Here is a 21,438-nt window from a genome sequence, read left to right as displayed (position 1 = left end):
CGAGGGCCTGATCACATGCCCTATTCGGCTCTGGCCGCTGGCAAAGACTCGATGCGGGTAACCAGCAACTGGTCGATTTTATAACTATCAATGTCGACCACTTCAAACTTATAACCACCATGCAAGACGAAGTCTGTCCGTTTCGGGATCTTACGCAGGCTATACATCATAAATCCAGCAATCGTTTCATAATTTTCTTCATCCGGAAAGCTATCAATATCCAGTACCCGCATTACATCAGCCAGAGGTGTCAAGCCCTCGACCAGCCAGGAGTTGTTATCACGGGCGACAATTTGTTCTTCCTCAGAACTGACCAGCTCCCCCATCACAATACTCATCACATCTTTAAGCGTGATAATCCCCACCACCAGCGCGTACTCATTTAAGATAATCGCAAAATCAATACCAGCCGATTTAAAATGCTCCAGTGCCTCATACAGGGTAAGCGTATCGGGAATAATTAGCGGTGCCCGCACTATGCCATCTTTGCTAAGTGAGATCGGCTGGTTGTGTAGCACCTGCATTAGAATATCCCGGGTATCAACATAGCCGACAACCTGATCCAGAACTTTATCGCAGACTAAAAACTTGGCGTGTGGATGCTCGGCAATTTTCAGTTTGATATTGTCTTGTGACTCATCTTTGGTAAAGAAAATCAGACTCTCCCGCGCCGTCATCGCCGAGGTAACAGTACGCGATTCCATATCAAAGACGTTTTCCAGTAGCTGGTGCTCGTGCTGTTGTAGCACACCAGCCTGCGCGCCCGTTTCCATCATCGCCAGGATATCATCTGGGGTGATGTCATCTTTACGCATGGTCGGAACTTTAAACAAACTGAAAAACAGATTGGCCAGGCCATTAAATAACCAGACGAAAGGACGTAGCAACATCACCAGCAATAACATAGGTGACACTATGCGCAGTGCGATCTGCTCTGGTGCAATCATCGCCAGCCGCTTAGGCATCAGGTCGGCAAACAGAATAAACAACGAGGTTACAAAAAATACCGAGAGTGTAAAGGCTGCAGGCTGCACCCAGGCTTCGGCACTAAGCAACCCTAACAACGCCGCGAAATAGGGGGTAAAGGCCGATTCACCAAGAATACCGCCAAGGATCGCCACGGCGTTCAGACCAATCTGCACCACAGTAAAAAAATTTCCGGGATGATCCTGTAACTGCAACACTTTTTCTGCCCGCAGGTCCCCTTCAGTCGCTAACATCCGCAGCCGCATTTTGCGCGAAGCCGCCAGCGCAATCTCTGAAATAGAAAAAAAGGCACTGGCTGCGACCAGCATAAACATAATTAATAAGTATTCGAGGGTGGTCATAGGTGTTCCGTTACATCCATCAATTCGGGCCTGATGCCCGAATATTGTTGCTGATTATACGCGATTTGAAAGTATATTTTTTGACAACCTAGACTTTGGCGTAAAATTTCGTTACAAATATCAGATAAATCTGCTGTTTACGGCACTATTATAATTATGTTAAAGCCGGCTTTATTATTTATGCTTCTGTGTTTAAGCTTTAGCTTCAACACTTGGGCTGACAATCCACCTCCCGGAACCGATCCTGTTCTGGAGCGTCAGCTTGACCAGTATTTAACTCAACAATCTTTTGACGCCGATGTCGCGGTCAAGCAAATTCAAGCCATTCTCGATTCAATGAGTGAGCAAACCCCTTTAGAAACAAGGGTACGGGCCCAAACCTATCTGTTATTTAGCTATTTGTATCAACGCCAGGAACCACAGACACAGCAAGCCTTGGATGATTTACTGGCGATAAAACAACAGCAGCCGGGCGCTAATGCGCTAGCCGAGATTATTGCAGCGGAATTAGAAGTACATATACAACGGAATCAACTAAATGAAGCCTATCTTTTGGCTGATAGCCTAAGTGAATTGCTGGCGGATGCCCGAAACCCACGGGTACTTTATTGGGTGCATGCTCTGTTAGGGCGTTTATACCGCATCGACGGTCAGTATGATAAGGCGCTGGTGCATTATGATGCAGCACTGGTGGCCTTAATGACAACTAATGATGAGCGCACCCTAACCCGCCGCAGTTACTTGAATCTGCAAATAGCCCTGGTTCACTCAGAGTTGCAAAACTGGCAACGTGCCCGCCAGCTAATGGAAGAGCTGGTTAGCGAGGCCAAACAGCAAAATCAGACGCAGATCCTACCTGACTTATATTTATCGCTGGGGTATGTGTTAGCTGGTCAAAAAGATTATACCGCGGCGGAGGCTATTAATAAGCAGGGGCTTGAGGGTGCCCGCCAGCAAAATAATCAGCTGCTGGCGCTGACTTTTCTCAATAATCTCGGCTCTATCTATATTGAGCATAAAGATTACCCGTCAGCACGTCAGGTACTCACTCAGGCGCTTACCGAAGTTCTACCATTAAACGATCCTGATAATGAACAGATTATCCGTTTTAACCTCGGCTATATTAAAGCAATACAAGACGATGCCGAGCAAGGACTGGCAGAAATGCATCAGGCGTTTTCTTATTATCAGAAAAAAGGCAATAAAGCAGAGATTGAAGGCTATCTGACCTGGTTCGCCAACGCTTATCGCGAGCTAAAAGACTATCAAAAGCTCGCCGACACGCTGGAGTGGCAACTGCGATTGCGCGAAGAAATCATGTCGGAAAAACGCTAGAAAAGCATCAGCGATCTGCAAACCCGTTATGATATGAAAGCCCAGACGCAGCGCATTACGATACTGCAGCAACAAAACGAACTACAGCAGCAGTTACTGGAGAATAAGCAGTTACAACAACGCATTACCTTGCTGTTTATACTGTTAATGTCACTGGCTGCGGTAATGCTGGTGCAACTATACCGCAAAGTACGCCGTTCCAACCTACGCCTGCGGGAGATGAATAAGCAGTTAGAATATCAGTCCATCCGCGACCCGCTTACCGGTTTGTTTAACCGCCGTGCTATGCAGGAAAAGATGGCAAAACGCCATCAGGAACCTCAGGCTGAACATTGCAGTTTATTACTGCTTGATATCGACTTCTTTAAGCATATTAACGATCATTACGGCCACGCCGCCGGCGATGCGGTGTTAGTCGAAATCAGCAAAAGATTAAGCGCACTTTGCCAGGAAAATGAACTGGTGATTCGCTGGGGCGGCGAAGAGTTTTTACTGGTGCTACAGCGTCCGCAACAAACGGCTATCGATGACCTTTGCCAAACCTTGTTGCGAAAAGTGTCCGAGTTACCAGTCGAATTTGAAGGTAAGACGATTCCGGTAACAATCAGCGGCGGTTTTATCAACCTGCCTTTTGCAGGCGTGCCAGAGCATCAATTTAACTGGGAGCGGGTACTTCAGGTAGCCGATATGGCGCTATACCTCAGCAAAGTAAACGGCCGTAATCAGATAAATCTGGTCACAGGTTTGCGCGTGCCATTCAGCGAAGCAGAACCCCATTTACAATCAGACCTGTCAGGCGCCATCCGCGAGCAGATGATTCACTACCACACCATCGCCGGCTAACTTATCCACAGCACTCCGGTACCGGTCTGACCTCTGACCGGTACCGGAGTGCTGTGGAGTGCTGTGGATAAGTTAGTAGCCTAAACCGGCATGATGTTGACGTAGAAAGTGTTCAAACTCAGAGTGTGGTAGAGGCCGGGCGAAATAGTATCCCTGATAATGGTAACATCCTAATTGCAAAAGTGATTTTAACTGAGCCTCCGTTTCAACACCTTCAGCTAATACTTCCAGACCAAGCGTTTGTCCCAGCATGATAATAGTACGCACTATCGCTTGCTGATTATCGTCCTGAACCAACTCATCGACAAAACCGCGATCAATTTTAAGCTGGTACAGCGGTAAACGTTTCAGATAAACCAGAGACGAATAGCCAGTGCCAAAATCGTCTAACGCGAAACGAATACCCAAAGCCCGTAATTGCTGCATCTTGGCCACGACCTGCTCAAAGTTATCTACCAACATACTTTCGGTAAGCTCTAGTTTTAGACTCGTCGCATCAACACCGCTTTGCTGCAAGATTTCAATAACCAGAGCCGTAAAATCGGGTTGCTGAAACTGCCGGGCACTAATATTAACTGACAGCTCGAGCCGGCTGGTTCCAGCCTGACGCTGCCAAAGCGCCAACTGCTGGCAAGCCTTGCGCAATACCAACTCCCCTATTAGAAGAATTAGGCCACTCTCCTCAGCGAAATCAATAAATTCATAGGGTCCCAATATGCCACGTGTTGGATGTCGCCAGCGTAACAACGCTTCAGCACCGGTTACCACGCCCGGATGCACCAGTTGTGGCTGAAAGTACAACTCAAACTGATCATTGCTGATGGCCTCACGCAGCTCATGCGCCAATAACAAACGGCGGCTGGCTTGTAACTGCATCTCTGCGTCAAAAAACGCCAAACCGTTTCCCACAGCTTTAACCTGATGCATTGCCATATCCGCCTGGGTGATCAAGACATCAGTATCCAGCTGATCACCTAAAAACAAGGTCGCGCCTATACTAAGGGTATTCTTCGGTCGTAACTGAGTTAGTGCCACATTCTGCGCCACAGCAGCTTGCAGCGCGGCAGCCAAATCTGTCACCTCCTGCACTGCCGCCGCCCGCTGGGTTGAGAGCATTTCGGTCAGGATCAGAAACTCGTCAGCGTTTAAACGACCCACGGTATCACCGGACGGCAGCACCGCCTGCAGCGACTGCCCGACCAATTTCAGAACCCGATCACCGGTGTTGTATCCCAAACTGTCGTTTAGGGTTTTAAAATCATCGATATCAATAAAGAGTAAAGCCGCGTAATGTTGGCTGCGGCTACTTTGCAGCTGCGCCTGTAGGATCCTGTCCAGCATCAGTTGCCGGTTTGCCAACCCGGTTACCGGATCATAAAAAGCCAGGCTCTCGGCTTGATGTTCAATTTGTTGCCGGATCAAGGCACTACAAATATTACCCGCAATGAGCTGCAGCCCAGCAATTTGTTCAGCAGACCATTGTTGTAAACCACGCACTATATCAAGACCAAACATCCCAAGCAGACGGTCCCGGCTTTTTAGCGGCAACATCAGTAAAGATTGGATCCCTTGCGGAGCTAATAACTGATACTCAGCGGAATCATGCGGTAAACTATTGATATCACAAAGAATCGATGGCAAACCTGCTGTCCATTGCCGATACCAGTCACCAAAAGCGGCAGAAGGCAACTGCTGCAACTGCTCCAGCTGCGGGCTCACGCCTGGCGCACACCACTCATGGCTATTACTGGCGGTTGTTAAATCAGCGGAAAACTTAAATAAGTAGCAGCGATCTGCCTGATAGAAACGGCCAATAGCCGCTAGTGCAGAGTTAATCACTTCGTCCACGTCAGCCGCCGTCGCCTGGACAAAAGCGCCCGAAATGGTGGCGACCATATTAAAAAAGCTATCTGCGGGGGGATGCGGCTCAGTCAAGCGTACCTCGGCTTGCAAAACCAGATAACTTCAGTGTATCTGCAAAACTGCAAACACGCAAAACCATATCACACAACACTTATCCACAGCACTCCGGTACCGGTCTGACCTCTGACCGGTACCGGAGTGCTGTGGATAAGTTAGCGTTCGCGCCAGAAGATTTGGCGTGGGTTGCCGCGGTAGCGGCCGAAGATCACTTCATTTTGCGGATGCTGGTTAAAACTACCACTTTGTGCCCAATCGTAAGTTAGCCAGGGTGGTGCCTGATAACGATAACGGGCACTGCCCGCCTGACCGGGCGCAGCCAATAGTAATGCCAGCGGTGAACTGATGCCATTTGCCAAAACGGTACTGCCACCACTGGCAGCAAGATTAAAATCGCCACTCACCCAGCTTAAACGACCGGACTCTACGACCGAACATTGATCAAACGGATTAGTAATAAAGCGTCCCTGTTGCCAGTATTCCGCCCGTAACACCAGCGGTAAGGCGTCAAATTCCGGCCCGAAGGCGTTATCGAGCGCCAGGCGGCCATAGCGCAGCGTATACGTCGCAAGGCGCCGGCTATTACACTGGGCACCGGTACAACCAGGGATCAGGACATTAAAATCCGGATTCTCGATTGCCGCGAGTTGCGGGTTTTCACCATCCAACACCTGTAGCGCCAGCACCGTATTTTCATAGGGGCCATCGGGCTGGCCATTGCTTTGCCGGTTAAGCCAGAGCTGTGACTCACCAGCCAGACTTGCTGTAGTATAAAAAGCTGATCCCGCTGCCCAGCTGCCAGCGTTAGCCTGAAAATGCAAACGATCCGCCAGATTCTGGGCCGGAGATAAACTGGCTGCACCCAATACCGGGGTGGCGCGGACAAAGCCCGAGTGGTAATTGGTGGTGACATTGCCTTGCCGGTTTAACGCCGTCAGGCGATAGCTCAGCGCAAGATTCTGTCGCATATACAAATTATCATTTACGTTACACGTCGGCGTCCGAAGCAGCTCTAACTCCGATAAACGAAAACGAGCAGGCACAAAACGTCCGGTGCTATTACTCCATGCCTGGGGTACCTGCTCTGCCATCCCCAGATAACTAAAGGCGCTGGTACCAAAACGGAATACCCCACTCTCGGAGACAGACTGCTGCACCACCGTCTGTGCCTGACTGTTACGGCTATGGTTATACTGCGCCACCCCCTGACTACCCAGCGCACCTGCAGCGGGAGCCAAAAGCTGGAGCTGCAATGGTATGGCGGTACGTTCGAAATTAGGCGTTATCGGATTTTCGCAATAATTCAGATTGCCATTACCCCAACTGTGGGCAGTGATCGTTAGCGGGAACGGGTCTCCCGCCACCGCAAAGGCCGGACAACTGGCGTCGGCAGCATTGCATGTGGCAGTGGTTCTGACACACAACCCCGCCGGGCGACGAATAAAGCGATCTGATCCGGTCATAATCAGGCCGGCATCGTTGGTTGCAGCAGATCCGACATAACGGGCATTGAGCTCCATCTGTCCGGCATCCGGGTAATTCACACTAATGGTCGCCCGCCCCTGGGCATTAAAGTTCAGCGGTATAGTCGTTGCCTGCGCCTGACTAAGACCCACATCATTCAAATTCACCTGCACCGGCAAGCTTACCGGCCGGCCACTGGGCCCGGGATTGATATAGCTGCTCCAGAAACTGATATTACGGCTGACATTCGCAAATTCAGGGATACACTGCTGGCTCACATCGTCCTGCTTTACCGCAGACAATGTAATATTCGAGCGCGGCCGACCAGCAATATCATCAGGGACATCAAAGATAAAACCACTGGCAGCGAAGGGAACATTACAATTTTGCGCTGTTAGCGTACTGTTGCCACGACGACATAGCGTTTGACTCAGTGGCCGGGTAGCGGGCAGCGAACTGGTCACCCCTACCGTTACCGAAGACGCTGTGCGATTTTGCAAAGTGACCTGCGTAGATCCCCCGCTAAAGCTAATCACATTGCCGCCAACCCAACCACCATTCGCCAGCGTTGCCGGCGCCAGGGTTGCGGTAACCGGCGTAGTAACCAATTCACTACAGGCTGGGTTGGCACAGGCTCTGACCGTAAAGCTCTCTGCTTTACAGGTCAGCGGTGTGCTGCTGTAATCGAATTCAAAATGATCGATCTGCTGTCCCACTGGCAATGATCGTAAGGCACAGATACTGACATTATCTAACTCATGAATATTGGTTGACCCCCCAGTTGAGCCCGTCAATGACAGAAAGAAATTCTCCGGCACCGGCGCCTGGCCAGTTTGAGATTGCGCATCAAAAGGAGCAATCAGCGTTGTAAAACCCGAACCGGTATTACGCTCTACTGACACCAGGGTGCTGCTGCCACTGCGCGAATCAACCACAATACGATAGCGATGTGGATTATTCTGATTACCATCAACGGCCGGGCTCAGGCAATTGCCGTTGGGGTTGACGGTGCCATTATTACAGGTGCCGCGTAAATATCGGTAACCGCTGGTGCCACTGCCTGAACCACGCACAGCAACAGCCTGGCGCCGCCGCCCGACATTCGTGCTACCGCCCTCATTAGAGAAATTACCAAATTCATCCAGGCCAAAACCGAGCCAACCACCGGCAAAACCTGGGATCCCGGGCTTAAAACCGTAACCTAAGGGTCCCCCAAAAGCACCTGGTTGAGGTGTAATAGCGGCGTCAGATAACACTACCGCCATACCATCGGCACCATTGCCACCATAGGCCAGATAGTCGAACTCTACTATCACCAGGTTATCTCGCGCCGGATAGAGCCGCTGATAGGTAACGGAAGTTGCCTGATTGGTTACAGCCTGCGTCATGCGCAAGCGACCATTGACAATTTGCGGAGTAAAATTGCCACTGCTGGTCGCTGTAACCCAATTATCAGACAGTGCAGCATCACTAAAACTATCAACGCCACATCCCAGGCCCAGAGCACAGAAAGTTCCGCCATTTAAACGAATTAACGCATTCTGCTCAAACTGAACCAGTGCGCCCGGCGCGGCAATGGCGCCACCGGCGGTAACGCCACCAGAAATCACCGTATCATTGCCGATAGAAATGGCGCCAGCTGCATAAATAAAACCATTTATCTGCACATTATTCTGAATAGCCAGGCTACCGCTGACGACAATAATCAGATTTTCCGGCGGCCCCGCACTGTTTAGCTGCGTATTGGCGCCAATAGTCAGGTCACCGTTAATAAACAGCCGGCTGGTAGGGCCGCTGGTAGTGCGAGTCGTACTGTTCTGAATTTGATAACTACCAGGCTGATCATAATAGTAGTCGGTGTTCGTCAGTGGCTGCGGAAAATTCGGATTAGCTGCCGGAAAGCTAATCCCTCCTGGCACGGGGCTGTTGGGCCGGATTGCCTGAGTCCAGATCTCATTACAATTTACCGCATAGGCAAGGGTTGGCAGCCCCAACAGCCAGCTCACCAGCACCAGACGTAACACTGCCCCCCTCATTGCCTGACCTCCAGCACCAATTCGCGGCTGGTGACAAAGTTATCCGCCTGGCAGATACCGGTGCTGCTAAGCTGATATAACACCGTTGCCACATTCCCAGCGGGTAAGCTCAGCGCCTGGCAACTTACCTCGGCGCGACACCCACGCAAGCCATCATCGCTAAAATTTAAACTCTGTGCACCGCAACTGGCGGCTCCTGTTAACGGAAACACCCGGGTTAGCGCCAGCTCAAGCCCGCTTTGTGCGGCAAAAAACGCCCGGCTGCCCTGCACTTCATATACCAACGACTCAGATGAGCTTAACAATAACCGCGATAAACTTAAGATCACCGCCAGCATCACCACAATAATAAAAACGGCAATCACCAGGGCACTGCCGCGCTGCTTAAATGCCGTAGCAGGGTAATAAGTTGGCTGGCGCGATTCAGGGTACGATTCAGGGTGCGATTTAGGGTACATTGTAAAGATGCACCTCATAGTTAAAAAACAAATCGTCGCCGCTTTGAGATGCAAAACGCAGTAATAAGTTGACCACATTATTGCGCGTCAGCGATACTTCTTGCTGGCTAAAACGCACCTCGGCCAGCTGTTTTGCCATCAGCACGCCGCTACCCGCGGGAGGTAAGGGCTGAGCCGCATTAAAGGCATAGCCACTAAAACGTCTAAGCTCCCGGCTTATTGCGTTATAACAAAAGCTTACCGGGCTGTCAGCGAGAATAAAAAAACGTTGCTCCGGCGAGCCAGCCGGAAAGCTGTGATTGCTACTAAGATTAAACTGATGAGTACCGGGGTTAGCATCACTATCCGGCGCCAGCGCGCCGCTAAGTAAAATCGTCGCCCCACCCTGCTGATAAATATCGGCCGGTTGTCTTGGATAAATACTAAACGGCAAACCAACAAAATTGGCTTGCCAGTTAGCATGCAGCAAAAGCAACTGACTACCACTGTCCGGCGCTATCGGTGCCTGCTGATACAGGCCGCTACTAAGTAGTGGCGTAAACTCCAGGCAATGCCAGGGCGCAGCAGTAGCAATCCGTACACTATTCGGTGCAGCCTGGCGTAGCTCCCGCACCAGTCGCTCAGCAGCAAAACGCCCGGCACTTAAAATTTGCTCGCGCTCGGCGGCATCGCTAAACATGCGGGCACCGGTGCCCAGATAGCGACTGGTACCAAGGGCTAACAACGCCAGCAATACCATTACCACCACCAGCTCAATCAGCGTAAAACCGCGCGCCATTACCAATTCCCCCGATAGGCACTAAACTGCAGGGTGCTACCTGTCGGCGTGGTCACTGCCACTGTGATGCGCTTAGCACTAAAAGCCGGTAAACTGATACCACCAACCTGCTCCGGCGCCGGATAACTCACGGTCACCATTACCTGATAGTTCAGATAGACACTGGCCAGCTCCTCACCCAATAACGAACTTAACTCACTGGCATTACCGACAAAGCCATGAAAATCATCCACATCGTTATAGCTAAGCCGGGTTTCGCTGCCATCCGGACCAAACTGCCCCACAGATGTACAGGCAGGCGCACCGGCCTCAGCACAGCGCAGCAAGCCGCCGCTGCGATTACTGTTTTCATCAAAACTTAAGGCAAGAATTTCATTAAGCAAGCTTTGCCCAAGCTCTGCCGCCCGCACCTGATGCCAGGGATCGGTACTGCGCACAAATAACGGGCTTAGTATCGAGGTGATCAGGGTAAGCGCTATCGCCAGCACCGTTATGCCTACCACTAACTCAACCAGCGTTACCCCCTGCTGTTTACGCAGGGCCTGAGTTATTGCGGTGAAAGAGGCGGTACAGGCTAACATAGATGGATAAAGCCTTCGCTTTCCAGGCACAGGCTAAGTGCAGCCTGGCCCTGTAACTGAATTTGACAGCCGATAGCCTGACATTGCACCGGCCGGCCCCAGCTATCAAAGTTAAGTTCCGTTAAATTCGCTGGCTGGCTACTGAGTTGCACACTGCCATCGGTGATACACAGATGACTGGCATCATTTAAGCATGCCGTTGTCGTACCCAGGCGATCAGAGGTCAGCCGGATGCTAACCGGCGGGCAAATTGCCGGGTTAGTTGCAGTACACTGCATCGCCTGTTGCTGCGCACGCCGCAGTACCGCGACCGCCTGCTCACGCAGCAAATATTCGCTGCTACCAGCAGATGAAAAAAAACGGGGTACCAGGCTTATCGCCAGTACCCCGATAATAATAATGACCACGATAAGCTCGACTAGTGTAAAGCCGTGTGGTTGCTTATTCATTTTTTGCTAGCAACCATCCGCGAAGACTTTTACTGATGGCTTTGTAGCTACGTCCTCAGCTTGAACGTAAATGACATGGCAAGAAGTTGCTTCGGTTGTACCTAAAGCTGTACCAGCTGCAGATATCACAACGCTTACAGTACCTTGTGCTCCAAAAGCTGGTACATTATCTGCAGTACTTGGTACGATATTCCAGTCATCTGAATCCAAATCTACAGCAGCTCTTATCGCAACTGCTGTTGCAGCGGGATAACCAAAAACCAAAGCAACATTTGTTGGATTTGTAACAGCATCAGCTGCAAGAGTGGGCTGATTTTGTACTCCTGCAATCACAGCCTTACCATATACCAATGCTGATGCTGACTCTAAAGCACCCTTGACACCACTCAAGGTTGACTTTCTGGCATCGCTACCAAAATTAAAAAACCTCGGTGCCGCTGTAATCGCCAGGATCCCCAGAATCACAATCACAATAATTAATTCAATTAACGTAAAGCCACTTTGTTGCCGTTTCATGCTGATACCTCAGTTCTTATTAATAAAAGTACTTACCCGACCGGTGGCCGGGACATAAACAAAACCATTCAGATTAATTTGATTAGTTGGTGCTGCTACCAACCCCGCTGTTTGATAGTAAGTGCAGGCGTGATCCGGGGCAAATAGCTGGGTATCGACCCGGACAAACAGCCGGGCGCGGCGGATATCCTCGATATTGCTCGAGGTGGTGGCCCGTGGCGGGCTTTGCATAATGCTGTCCAGCACAAGTAAACACTGCTGTGCAGTCATGGCTTGTGGTAAACCACCTCCGGTTGGGTAGCCGTTGGGACTAACCAAAATTGGCGTTCCCTCTAACAATACCTGCCCGCTGGGACGCCCTGCCAACTCCCACTGGCTACGGGTTAAACTTACTGCCGAGGCAAAGGCGCTGGCCACAGCTTCAATAGACACCTCTTCCGCATCCTTGGTCGCGCTGATAAAACGTGGCAAAGCCACCGCAGCCAATAAGCCCAGGATGATGATCACGATCACTATTTCAATCAGGGTAAAACCGTTACGCTTTAACATCTTAGTGTATCCACTGCCCTTTTAATTGATTATGCGCGATAACCTTGATACGCGCCAGTACAGTTTTAACCCAGCTGGGGTCTTTGGCGGACTAAGCTAACGCCCTTTATAGGCATCCAGCATATCCCACATTGGGGTAAAGATGCCCAGTGCCAGAATCAGGACCATCGCTGCCACTATCGCAATTAAAATCGGTTCGATTTTGCTGGTCAGGCTTTTTAAATCAAAGCCCACTTCCCGCTCATAAAAGCCTGCCACTTCCGTCAGCATTTCATCCATCTGACCGGTTTCCTCGCCTACCGATAACATCTGCAGCACCAGCGGCGTAAAGATACCGCTTTGCTGCGCCACCCGGTACAGGCTCTCGCCGCGTTCAATATTGCGCCGCATCTCGCGAATTAGCTCGCCCAGATGATCGTTGTCCACCGCCTCTGCCACCAGATTTAACGCGGTAGTAATAGGTACCCCGGCCTTTAACATCATGCCAAAACTGCGGGCAAAGCGCCCCAGCGTGGCGCGGTTAATAATATCGCCGACCAGTGGCAAGCGCAGTTTTATCCGCCCCCACCAGAGCTTGCCCGCGGCCGTTTGCAGATAATGCCGCCACCAGAAAACCAGTACCACGCTGCTAAATAACAAATAGGGCCAGTAAGCGGTAAAAAAGCCTGAGCTGGCCAGCAGAACCTTGGTAGACCAGGGTAGTTCCGCATTAAAGCGGCTGAACATGGCAGCAAATTGCGGGATCACGAACAGGTTCATAATCACGACCGCCACCAACAAGGCAATCAGCACCATGGTCGGATAACGGCTGGCCTGTTTGATCTGTTTACGGGTTTCCTGCTCCTGCTCAAAATAAAAACTGAGCTGCATAAAGGCTTCATCCAGCCGGCCGGTATTCTCGCCAACATGCACCATACTGATAATCAGCCGGTTAAATACCTGCGGATGTGCCGCCATTGCTGTGGATAAATTACGGCCATTTTGCAATTGCTCCAGCACGTCTGTCAGTACCCGTTGCATCGCCACCGAACGGGCACTTTCCAGTAAGCTGCTAATGGCGCGGATAATCGGGATCCCCGCTTTGTTTAGCGAGTACATTTGCCGGGAAAAGATAATCAGTTCATCCAGCCCAACTTTAGCCTGCCAACTAAACCAGGTTGCGCCCTTGCTCTCTGCCAGCGGGTTAATCGCAACAGGGATCAGGCCGCGTTCACGCAGCGTATTGGCCGCAGCGGCCAGATCCGCAGCCTCTAACTGCCCCGCTACCGGCTGCCCTTTTAAATCACGGGCGCTATACTGGAAACCGGGCATCGGCTTAACTCTCTGCTAACAGCGCACTAAAGGCGCTTTGCGGGTCTGACTCCAGATATTCCGACACCTTCATCACCTCTTCCAGGCTGGTCACGCCTTTACGGGCGTAGTCCAGCGCCATCAGTCCCAGGCTGACAAAACCCTCGCTATGGTACGCCAGGCTGGTAAAGGCCTCAGCATCGTTTCGTCTCAATGCATCAGCCAGCGGCTTAGTCAGTACCAGCAGCTCGAACACCCCGAGCCGCCCCTTGTAACCGGTATTATTGCAGGACTGACAACCGGGCCCATGCCAGAAAGACGTGCCTTCCGGAATTTTATGATGGCGCAGCCAGTTTTGCTCCAGCTCATCTGGCTGGTATGGGGTTTTACAATATTCACACAGCCGACGTACCAGGCGCTGCGCAATAATAGCGCGTAGTGCACTGGCTACCAGATAAGGCGCGGCCCCCATATCAATTAAGCGTAGCGTACTGGTTACCGCATCATTAGTATGCAGGGTAGACAACACCAGGTGGCCGGTCAAGGCGCCACGCAAGCCCATTTCAGCTGTTTCCTGATCGCGCATTTCCCCCACCATAATAATGTCCGGGTCCTGCCGCAGGGTGGTCCTGAGTACCTTACTAAAACTTAAATCAATTTTTGGGTTTACCTGCACCTGATTTATCCTTGGCAGGCGGTATTCCACCGGATCTTCCACCGTAATAATCTTACTGCCCGGCTGATTCAGTTCACTTAACATGCCATACAAAGTAGTGGTTTTACCGGAGCCGGTCGGCCCGGTAACGAGCAACATACCATGCGGGCTTTGCATAATGCGTCTGAGCCGGCGCAGCATCTGCTCCGGCATACCGGTATCTTCCAGCGTCAGCACCCCGGCTGATTGATCCAGTAAGCGCATAACCACCGACTCGCCATATTGCACCGGCATGGTCGACATCCGCACATCAATCTTATGTTGCTTTACCGTGATCTGAAAGCGACCGTCCTGCGGCAAGCGTTTTTCCGAAATATCGAGACTGGCCATCAGCTTTAAGCGCAATACCAGTGCTGACGCGATACTGACCTCATTCAGAATATTTTCCTGCAGTACGCCATCAATCCGCTGGCGAATGCGCAGCACTTTTTCATCCGGTTCAATATGGATATCTGAAGCGCGGACCTGCACTGCGTCTTCAAAAATCGACTGCAGTAACCGCGAGATGGTGTTGTCGGCTTCCGACTGCTCGGCCAGTGCAAATTCCTGCTCAGGCGCAGCACCGTATTCCTGCTTTAGCTGGGTGGCAAAACTTTCAATATCTTTGGTGCGCCGATACAGGGTATCAAACGCCTGCATTAGCTGGCTTTCCCGCACTACCGCGAGTCGGATCTCCCGCGGCGCCAGAAACTGCGATAACTGATCCAGCGCCGTCAGATCCGCCGGGTCGCTCATTCCCAGTAATACGGATTGCTCATTGGCCTCCAGCACCAGCGCCCGAAAGCGGCGCGCCTGGACTTCGGATAATAGCTGGGCATCCTTAGCTTCAATCCGCCGCTGTGCAATATCCAAAAAAGGCAGCTGCAGCTGCTGCGCCAAAAATTGTAATAGCTGCTGCTCCGACAGGAAATTCAGCTCAATCAGCGTCGCCCCTAACTTGCGACCGCTTTCCTGCTGCCGCTTTAAGGCTTCCAGCAGTTGCTGTTCACTGATAATTTTTTCGTGAACCAGCAGATCGCCCAGCCGCATTTTAAGTTTTGGTTTTTGCATGGTGTTAGTTCATCTGATTCAGTTGTTGTTGTAAAAATTGCTGGCTGGCCGGTGCCAAACGCTGCTGTTGTTGCCAGGCTTGCTGATAATACTGCCTGGCCAATGCCTGTTGCCCCTGCTGCGCTGCCGCTATTCCGGCCGCCAGGTTCCAGCCTGGATGCGCCGGCTCAACCGTTAATAGCTGCTGATATAGCGAGAGTGCAGCCGGCCAGTCCTGCTGTTGCTGCAGGATCGCAGCCCTAAGCGCCAGATATTCCGGAAACTCGCTGGCCGAAACAGGCGAATTAAGCTCAAGCAAAGCCTGTTGTAACTGCCCGGCTGCTACTAAGGCCGCGGCCTGCGACATCTGTTGTTCTAAGTAGGATGGCCGGCTTTGCTCAATCGCCAGCTGACCGCTACCGGCTTGAGTTGAAGTTGGTGCTTGTTGTCCGGCACCACGGTTTGCTGCCGGCTGCGGCTTGGCGGCTGCCTGAGGCTGCCTTGTTGCAACAGCAACAGGTGTTGTTGGCTCAGATCCCAAGGCTGCATCGTCTTCTTGTACTGTTTGCCGCTTAGTTGGGTTCTCTGTTACCGGGTTCTCTATTACAGATAGCTCTGCTAATGGCTGCGCCGACGCAACCAGCACAACCGCATTTTGGCTGCTAATGGCAGCCGTGTTCTGCGCTGCTGCCGGCATCACAGCATCGGTTGACGTGCCCCCAGCCTCAGGTTCGGTTAGCGTAACTGGCAAAGCTGCCACTGGCTCAGGCGCGACAGTGTCAGTAACAGCTAATGCCGGTGAGGCCACGCTGATCTGGGACTGAGGCTGGGATTGGAACTGCGGCAAAGCCAGAGACTTATCAGTATCAAACCAAAAGTACTTCACCAGCTGATAGCTTAAAAAGCCCAGCACAAATAGCAGCAGATTACGTCGCCAATGACTTTGCGAAGGCTTATCGCCGCGGACGTCGGTACTTAACGCAGCAGAATGGCCAATAGCATTAGTGCTGGCCTGGCGCTTCTCTAAATCCTGCAGCATTTTATTAATCACACTCATCCGCTTACCCTTAATGCCGTTAACCAGAGTAAAGCCGGGCCCAGCAACGGCCAGTGATGTGAACGGCAGCGCACTGCTGCCGTATCTGCCGCGGCAAAACGGATATGACGCCAGTTAACCTGCGCGGCGCCCTCGCCATAAGCCAGCATCAGGCATTTGTGCGCCAGAATATTCACCAGCCTGGGAATACCCCGGCTGTATACATGCAGCAGCTTTAATGCCGTAACAGAAAAACGCTGCTGCGTAGAGCCGGCGATCTGTAGGCGGTGCTGCACATAATGCTGCAGCTGTGCTGCGGTCATTCCTGTAAGTTGCTGCGAAAAGGTAATACGTTGTTGTAACTGGCGAAAAGCAGAACTCGCCAGCCTTTTATCAAGCTCTGGCTGAGCAAACAACACCACCTGTAACAGTTTTTGCTGCTCGGTTTCCAGATTGGTTAATAGCCGCAGCGTTTCAAGCGTATCATCCGGCAGTGCCTGAGCTTCATCAATGACCAGCACCACCCGTTTTTGCTGCCCAGCCAGCAAAACTAGCTGACGTTGTAATAATTGCAGTAACTGCGGGGTATCGATATTCGCTGAGTATTTCAACCCCAGTTCCTGCGCCAGCGCCCAGCGTAGCTCCAGCGGTGTCAGCGCCGGATCCGGCAAATAAGCCAACTGCCAACTGGCTGGCGCGTGCTTGAGCAGCAAACGACAAAGCAGCGTTTTACCGGTCCCGACTTCACCGGTAACCTTGATAAAGCCCTCGCCACTGTCAATAGCGGTACGCAAGGTGGTCAGCGCGGCTTCATGCTGAGGTAACTGCAGATAAAAAGCGGTATCCGGCGTCAGACTGAACGGAATCTGCGTCAGCTGAAAATAGCCGGTATACATGCGTTATTGCCCTTGCTGCCAGCGCTGCAGCTGCTCGCTGGATTGGCCAATTTGCTGCTGCCAGACACCCGGCTCGACAACCGTCGGCTTTAACAGGATCACCAGCTCTTTCTTCTGTTCGATTTGCCGTTTGCTGGTAAATAGCTGGCCCAGCCCCGGAATCGCACCCAGGATTGGCGTACGTGAGACTGAATCAGACTTTACCGTTTGCATCAGGCCACCGATGACCACTATCTCACCGCTACGGGCGCGGATCAGGGTATCCGACTGGCGGATATTACTTTGCGCCAGCGGCAACACCACGGTTTCGTCACTAAAACGGATGGTTTTGCTTTGCTCCGAGGTTTCGGTTACCGACGGGTTAACATGCAGGATCACCGCTCCCTGGGCATCAATTTGTGGTGTCACGTCCAGTGCGATACCGGAGAAAAACGGCTGTAAACTGATGTTGGGTGAGGTGGTGGTGGCACCGGTGCCGGCAATGGTAGTGTTACTGGTCACATCGGTCACAAAGTACTCATCCTGGCCAACCTTAATCACCGCCTTTTGATTATTCATCGCCGTAACCCGAGGGCTGGATAAGACCTGGGCATTGCCCTGCGTTTGCAGCAGGTTAATCACACCGTTAAAGTCGGCATTATTAAAACTGATCGCCGTTACGCCGCCCAGCTGAGCAGTTAAGGCGTTTGCCGGGGTAATACCAGAGGTCGTTAAGTTAAACTCGGTGCTGCGAATAGAGGCCAGGGCATTTTGCCAGTTAATCCCCTGCTGGTAATCGTCATTAAGTGTAACTTCAATAATCCGTGCTTCCAGTACCACCTGGCGCTGCAAATGCTGCTCAGTTTGCCCCAGAAAGGCACGGATGGCCGCAATTTCATCCGGCATGGCGCGTACTGTTACCAGGCCAGCCTGCGGACTAACCACCACCATTCGCTCCGGTGCTTGAGCTAAAAAGGCCTGCAGCGTTTGCTCTAAATCTTTCCAAAAATCAGTGCGGTTCTCGGTTTGGATACTGCTGCCACTAAACTGCTGCTGATTACCCATCGAGCCCTGGTTTCCCAGGCTATTGCTGCTACCCAGATTATTGCTATTAAAATTGCCACGGTTATTCTGATTACTTTGATTATTACTGTTTTGCGAGACGCCACCCGAGTTCACGGTAATGGCCGACAAGCCCTGACGCTGTAACATCAAATAGTTAACGGCGATAGTTTCGGTACGCAGCGCCGCCGGAAATACCTGAAAGATACTGCCACTTTGCCGCACATCTAAGCCAAACAGCTGTCTGACCTGCTCCAACGTCTCGGCCAACGTAACCTGCTTTAACTGCAGGCTGATGCGGCCGCTCACCTCGGGGTGTACCACCATACTGTATGGCGTATCCGCCACCAGCGAGCGCAGAAAATCCGGCAAGGCCACATCCTGCGCATTCACATTAAATCGGGGTTCATTGCGCAGCAGCGGCCGCAGCGATTCGGCCAGCACTTCCTGTTGCACCGCTAAAGGTACCGCAGGATTTGCCACCACAGGTGCCGGCATAGACGCCGCCTGCGATAACTGATTAGTGGCATCGGCAGTGACCTTGGGATCCGGTGTGATCTTGCAACCGGCTAACAGCAGCGAGGATACGGCGACAACGGAATAACTCAGACGACTAAGGTTCATAGGTTTTGATCTTTTTATTATTAATCGAAAGTTGTAACTGCCCGCTATCGCCAACCAACACGACACGTTCAGCCGTAATACTCTGCACCCGGTAGTGCCCGAAACGATCGCCGGCTTTGACTAAGTTGCCATTTAGCATAGCCTGATAACCATTGGCTGTCTCAATAATCAGCTCCAGCCGCGGCCCTGGCGCAGCCATGCTCTGAGCGCCCTGCTGCTGGGCCTGCACTGTTGCCGGTGGTCGGGTTGGATCGGCCTGCAGTGGCAGTGCCAACAGCAACAGACTAAAACTGAATATAGCTTTCATGTTCACTTACCGTAGCCAGTTGCAGCGTCAGATGCGCCAGCGGATATTGTTGGACCTGATAGTCCAGTTGTTGCCAGCGCAGCAGCCAGGGCAAGCGTTCTAATGCCTGCACTAACTGCTGCAGCTCGTCATATGTCCCCTGCACCACGACAGTGGTCAGGTGTTGATACAGAGCCGGCGGTTCAGCACTGTCTTGTCCCGGCAGATGCATGGGCTGCGCGGGAGCTGCTTGTAATGACACTAGCTGTAAGGCTTTCAGTTCGGCAAGGACATCGTGTAACAGCGCCACAGTTTGGCTACCGGTGATAAAACGGGCCTGAAAGGGTTTAAGTTGCTCTGTCTGCTGCTGATTCAGCTCAAGTTGCTGTGCCAGTTGTTGGCGCAGCGGCTGGTTAATATCAACACTAAGCTCTTGAGCCAGCTGTTCATTTTGCGCCGTTAATGCCGCCAGTTGCTGTTGTAGCTGCGCGGTTTGGCGCTGGGCTTGCTGATAGCGCAGCCAGGCAGGCTCTATCAACAATATCAGTAACAAATAAACCAGCACTAACAGCAGGCTGAAGAAAACCAGCCGTTTTTCTCTTAGCTTCAGTGCGTCATAACGCGAATTTAATTGCTGCCAACTGGTTGCGCTCATGGCGTTGCTCCCGGGTGACTATCCAACTTAAATTGCACTAAGGATGACTCTGCCTGTTGTTGTAATTGCACCTGCTGAAATTGCTGGCCTTTTAATTCGCTGATTTGTGACAGCTCATTTAACCAGAGCGCGACACTGGCCGGTTGTTGGGTTAGTCCCTGCCAACTGCTGCCATTACTGCTCAGACGAAAGCGCTCTAACCAAAGCTCCGGCCGGTCTATTTTTACTAATGCCGTCAGTACCGGGCTAAAACGGGTACCGTTTTGCTGCTGTAACAGAAACTGTAACAAGGCCTGACGTCGCAGCTGATCCTGCTGCGCCAGCAGCAATTGCTGCTGCAACTGGCTGTCTGGCTGTCGTTGCAATAAAGCCAGTTGCAAGGTTTCGGCTTGTTGCTGTAATTGTTGCTGCTGTAATTGTAACGCCTGCACTGTCTGTAATTGCTGTTGGCTCAGATAACTTAATGCTGCCATCAACAGCAGCATAAGCCCGACTAATACGGCGCTATAAATCCCCAGATTGCGCAGCGGCAATACCGGTTGTGCCGGCAATAAGCTGGCAGAAAAGAGATTAACTTGCTGCTTCAAGGGTCACCTCTACCGGTTGCTGTAGACGATGCAGCGCCACTATCGCTGGCCAGTGTAATGGCAGCTCCAGCTGTCGTGCCCACTGCCAATTATCAGGTAGGGTCAGCACCTTGGCCTGATTAAAGCCGGCTTGTTGAAATAACGCCGGCAGCTCGGCTAACTGCGGGTGCGCCAGCAGTAGCAAAATTTCACGCACCGGAGGTAACTTCAGCTGGGCTTCAATAAAATCCATCGAGCGCTGCACTTCCAGCAGCAAGTTATCCAGCAAGCCAAACTGTAACTCAGTGCTACTGCTCTTCAACAGCTGCTGGTAGCCGCGTAAATGCCGGCTAAAGCAGAGCTGGCCGTCGCGAACGACCTTTAAAATCACTTCATGACCGGGCTGTTGTTGCACAATTAACCGGGTCGGCCCCTGCGACGGTAACAGATCGCGACTTAACAATTCTTCGGCCAGAATTTGCTGAGGCTGATGGCCGGCGTCGACCAGCAGCTTACAGAGTTGCTGTAAAAAACCTTTACTGGCAACCACCACATTCACCTTAGCACTGGCACCGGCAGTTGCCGGCATATCAAGATAGTCGAGCTGCATATCTTCCGGTGGTAAATTACAGATGTCCTTCAGCAGCCAGGGCAAAGCCTGATGCATTTCAGCGGCAGGGATATTGGGTTTATCCAGCGGCAGTAACTGATAATGCTCCGGACCCAATACGATACTGACCGCACTCGCCGGCAACTCTTTTAACAGGGCTGGCAAGGCCGTTAACACTGTCGCGCCCTGTAACGGCACAAGCCGGCTTACCGGGGCAGATAAGCCGGATTTAAGCTTATCCGCCCGCGCCGACAAGAGATGAATTTGGTGTTCCTGCAGATGTAGTACCAGCAAGGATCTAACGCCCGGAGCCTGACCTGAAAACCTACGCCAAAATTGCTGCAACATCTGTTACATAACCTTTGTGAACCCTTAGCTTTAGAATAACGATAAGCCGCTGACTGAGCAATAAATTCTTCATCACTAAAGTTAT

20 protein-coding genes are annotated in these 21,438 nt (G+C 51.7%); 2 read left to right on the top strand and 18 right to left on the bottom strand.

Translation table 11 applies throughout. The features are described 5' to 3' along the window. Positions 1–20: 20 nt before the first annotated feature. Positions 21–1,328, bottom strand: a complete 1,308-nt coding sequence (gene paeA / locus AEST_RS07115) for a polyamine export protein PaeA (RefSeq protein ID WP_008608073.1) — start codon at positions 1,326–1,328, stop codon at positions 21–23. 180 nt (positions 1,329–1,508) lie between these two features. Here paeA and AEST_RS17395 point away from each other — a divergent pair, with 180 nt between their 5' ends. Together AEST_RS17395 and AEST_RS17390 are read left to right on the top strand one after the other, a co-directional pair. After that, positions 1,509–2,663: a tetratricopeptide repeat protein gene (locus AEST_RS17395; protein WP_238534570.1), complete on the top strand. Its 1,155-nt coding sequence runs from the start codon at positions 1,509–1,511 to the stop codon at positions 2,661–2,663. Positions 2,664–2,696: 33 nt separating this feature from the next. After that, positions 2,697–3,506 carry a GGDEF domain-containing protein gene (locus AEST_RS17390; RefSeq protein WP_008608071.1) on the top strand — a complete coding sequence of 270 codons (810 nt, stop codon included), beginning with the start codon at positions 2,697–2,699 and terminating at the stop codon, positions 3,504–3,506. Between the two features lie 72 nt (positions 3,507–3,578). Here AEST_RS17390 and AEST_RS07105 read toward each other — a convergent pair whose 3' ends face one another. The 17 genes from AEST_RS07105 to AEST_RS07025 form a co-directional block, all read right to left on the bottom strand. Further along, positions 3,579–5,441, bottom strand: coding sequence for a putative bifunctional diguanylate cyclase/phosphodiesterase (locus AEST_RS07105; protein ID WP_008608070.1), 1,863 nt, complete (start codon positions 5,439–5,441; stop codon positions 3,579–3,581). A 140-nt stretch (positions 5,442–5,581) separates the two neighbouring features. Beyond that, the gene (locus AEST_RS07100; protein ID WP_008608069.1) at positions 5,582–8,926 is read right to left on the bottom strand and encodes a DUF6701 domain-containing protein; all 3,345 of its coding nucleotides are present in this window, start codon (positions 8,924–8,926) and stop codon (positions 5,582–5,584) included. Further along, the gene (locus tag AEST_RS07095; RefSeq protein ID WP_008608068.1) at positions 8,923–9,384 is read right to left on the bottom strand and encodes a hypothetical protein; all 462 of its coding nucleotides are present in this window, start codon (positions 9,382–9,384) and stop codon (positions 8,923–8,925) included. Before AEST_RS07095 ends, AEST_RS07100 begins: the two co-directional genes overlap by 4 nt. After that, a complete protein-coding gene (locus AEST_RS07090) occupies positions 9,374–10,162 on the bottom strand; it encodes a prepilin-type N-terminal cleavage/methylation domain-containing protein (RefSeq protein ID WP_008608067.1) in 789 nt (262 codons plus the stop codon). Before AEST_RS07090 ends, AEST_RS07095 begins: the two co-directional genes overlap by 11 nt. Continuing rightward, positions 10,162–10,743 carry a type IV pilus modification PilV family protein gene (locus tag AEST_RS07085; RefSeq protein WP_008608066.1) on the bottom strand — a complete coding sequence of 194 codons (582 nt, stop codon included), beginning with the start codon at positions 10,741–10,743 and terminating at the stop codon, positions 10,162–10,164. Before AEST_RS07085 ends, AEST_RS07090 begins: the two co-directional genes overlap by 1 nt. Further along, complete coding sequence (locus tag AEST_RS07080) at positions 10,737–11,192, bottom strand: prepilin-type N-terminal cleavage/methylation domain-containing protein (protein ID WP_008608065.1); 456 nt, start codon at positions 11,190–11,192, stop codon at positions 10,737–10,739. Before AEST_RS07080 ends, AEST_RS07085 begins: the two co-directional genes overlap by 7 nt. 6 nt (positions 11,193–11,198) lie before the next feature. Next, a complete protein-coding gene (locus AEST_RS17510) occupies positions 11,199–11,708 on the bottom strand; it encodes a prepilin-type N-terminal cleavage/methylation domain-containing protein (RefSeq protein WP_008608064.1) in 510 nt (169 codons plus the stop codon). 9 nt (positions 11,709–11,717) lie between these two features. Next, entirely contained in the window at positions 11,718–12,257 is a 540-nt protein-coding gene (locus tag AEST_RS17505; RefSeq protein ID WP_008608062.1) for a prepilin-type N-terminal cleavage/methylation domain-containing protein, read from the bottom strand. 96 nt (positions 12,258–12,353) lie between these two features. After that, positions 12,354–13,568, bottom strand: a complete 1,215-nt coding sequence (locus AEST_RS07065) for a type II secretion system F family protein (RefSeq protein WP_008608060.1) — start codon at positions 13,566–13,568, stop codon at positions 12,354–12,356. A 4-nt stretch (positions 13,569–13,572) separates the two neighbouring features. After that, positions 13,573–15,312, bottom strand: a complete 1,740-nt coding sequence (locus AEST_RS07060; protein WP_008608058.1) for a GspE/PulE family protein — start codon at positions 15,310–15,312, stop codon at positions 13,573–13,575. Between the two features lie 4 nt (positions 15,313–15,316). Then, the gene (locus tag AEST_RS17375) at positions 15,317–16,348 is read right to left on the bottom strand and encodes a hypothetical protein (RefSeq protein ID WP_008608056.1); all 1,032 of its coding nucleotides are present in this window, start codon (positions 16,346–16,348) and stop codon (positions 15,317–15,319) included. Continuing rightward, on the bottom strand, positions 16,345–17,223 hold the full coding sequence (locus AEST_RS17370; protein WP_008608055.1) for an ExeA family protein: 879 nt from the start codon (positions 17,221–17,223) through the stop codon (positions 16,345–16,347). Before AEST_RS17370 ends, AEST_RS17375 begins: the two co-directional genes overlap by 4 nt. A 3-nt stretch (positions 17,224–17,226) precedes the next feature. Continuing rightward, a complete protein-coding gene (gene mshL / locus AEST_RS07045) occupies positions 17,227–18,888 on the bottom strand; it encodes a pilus (MSHA type) biogenesis protein MshL (protein ID WP_008608054.1) in 1,662 nt (553 codons plus the stop codon). Then, positions 18,878–19,195, bottom strand: a complete 318-nt coding sequence (locus AEST_RS07040) for a hypothetical protein (RefSeq protein WP_008608053.1) — start codon at positions 19,193–19,195, stop codon at positions 18,878–18,880. Before AEST_RS07040 ends, mshL begins: the two co-directional genes overlap by 11 nt. Further along, positions 19,173–19,829 carry a type II secretion system protein GspM gene (gene gspM / locus AEST_RS07035; protein WP_008608052.1) on the bottom strand — a complete coding sequence of 219 codons (657 nt, stop codon included), beginning with the start codon at positions 19,827–19,829 and terminating at the stop codon, positions 19,173–19,175. The genes AEST_RS07040 and gspM overlap by 23 nt, the downstream gene beginning before the upstream one ends. Then, entirely contained in the window at positions 19,826–20,416 is a 591-nt protein-coding gene (locus AEST_RS07030) for a PilN domain-containing protein (protein WP_008608051.1), read from the bottom strand. Before AEST_RS07030 ends, gspM begins: the two co-directional genes overlap by 4 nt. Next, on the bottom strand, positions 20,400–21,353 hold the full coding sequence (locus AEST_RS07025) for a hypothetical protein (protein ID WP_008608050.1): 954 nt from the start codon (positions 21,351–21,353) through the stop codon (positions 20,400–20,402). Before AEST_RS07025 ends, AEST_RS07030 begins: the two co-directional genes overlap by 17 nt. Positions 21,354–21,438: the final 85 nt, after the last annotated feature.

The sequence above is a fragment of the Alishewanella aestuarii B11 genome (assembly GCF_000280055.1).
In the GTDB taxonomy this organism is placed as follows: domain Bacteria; phylum Pseudomonadota; class Gammaproteobacteria; order Enterobacterales; family Alteromonadaceae; genus Alishewanella; species Alishewanella aestuarii.
The sequence above is the reverse complement of the archived record's forward strand: the minus strand, read 5'-3'. Positions and strand labels throughout refer to the sequence as shown.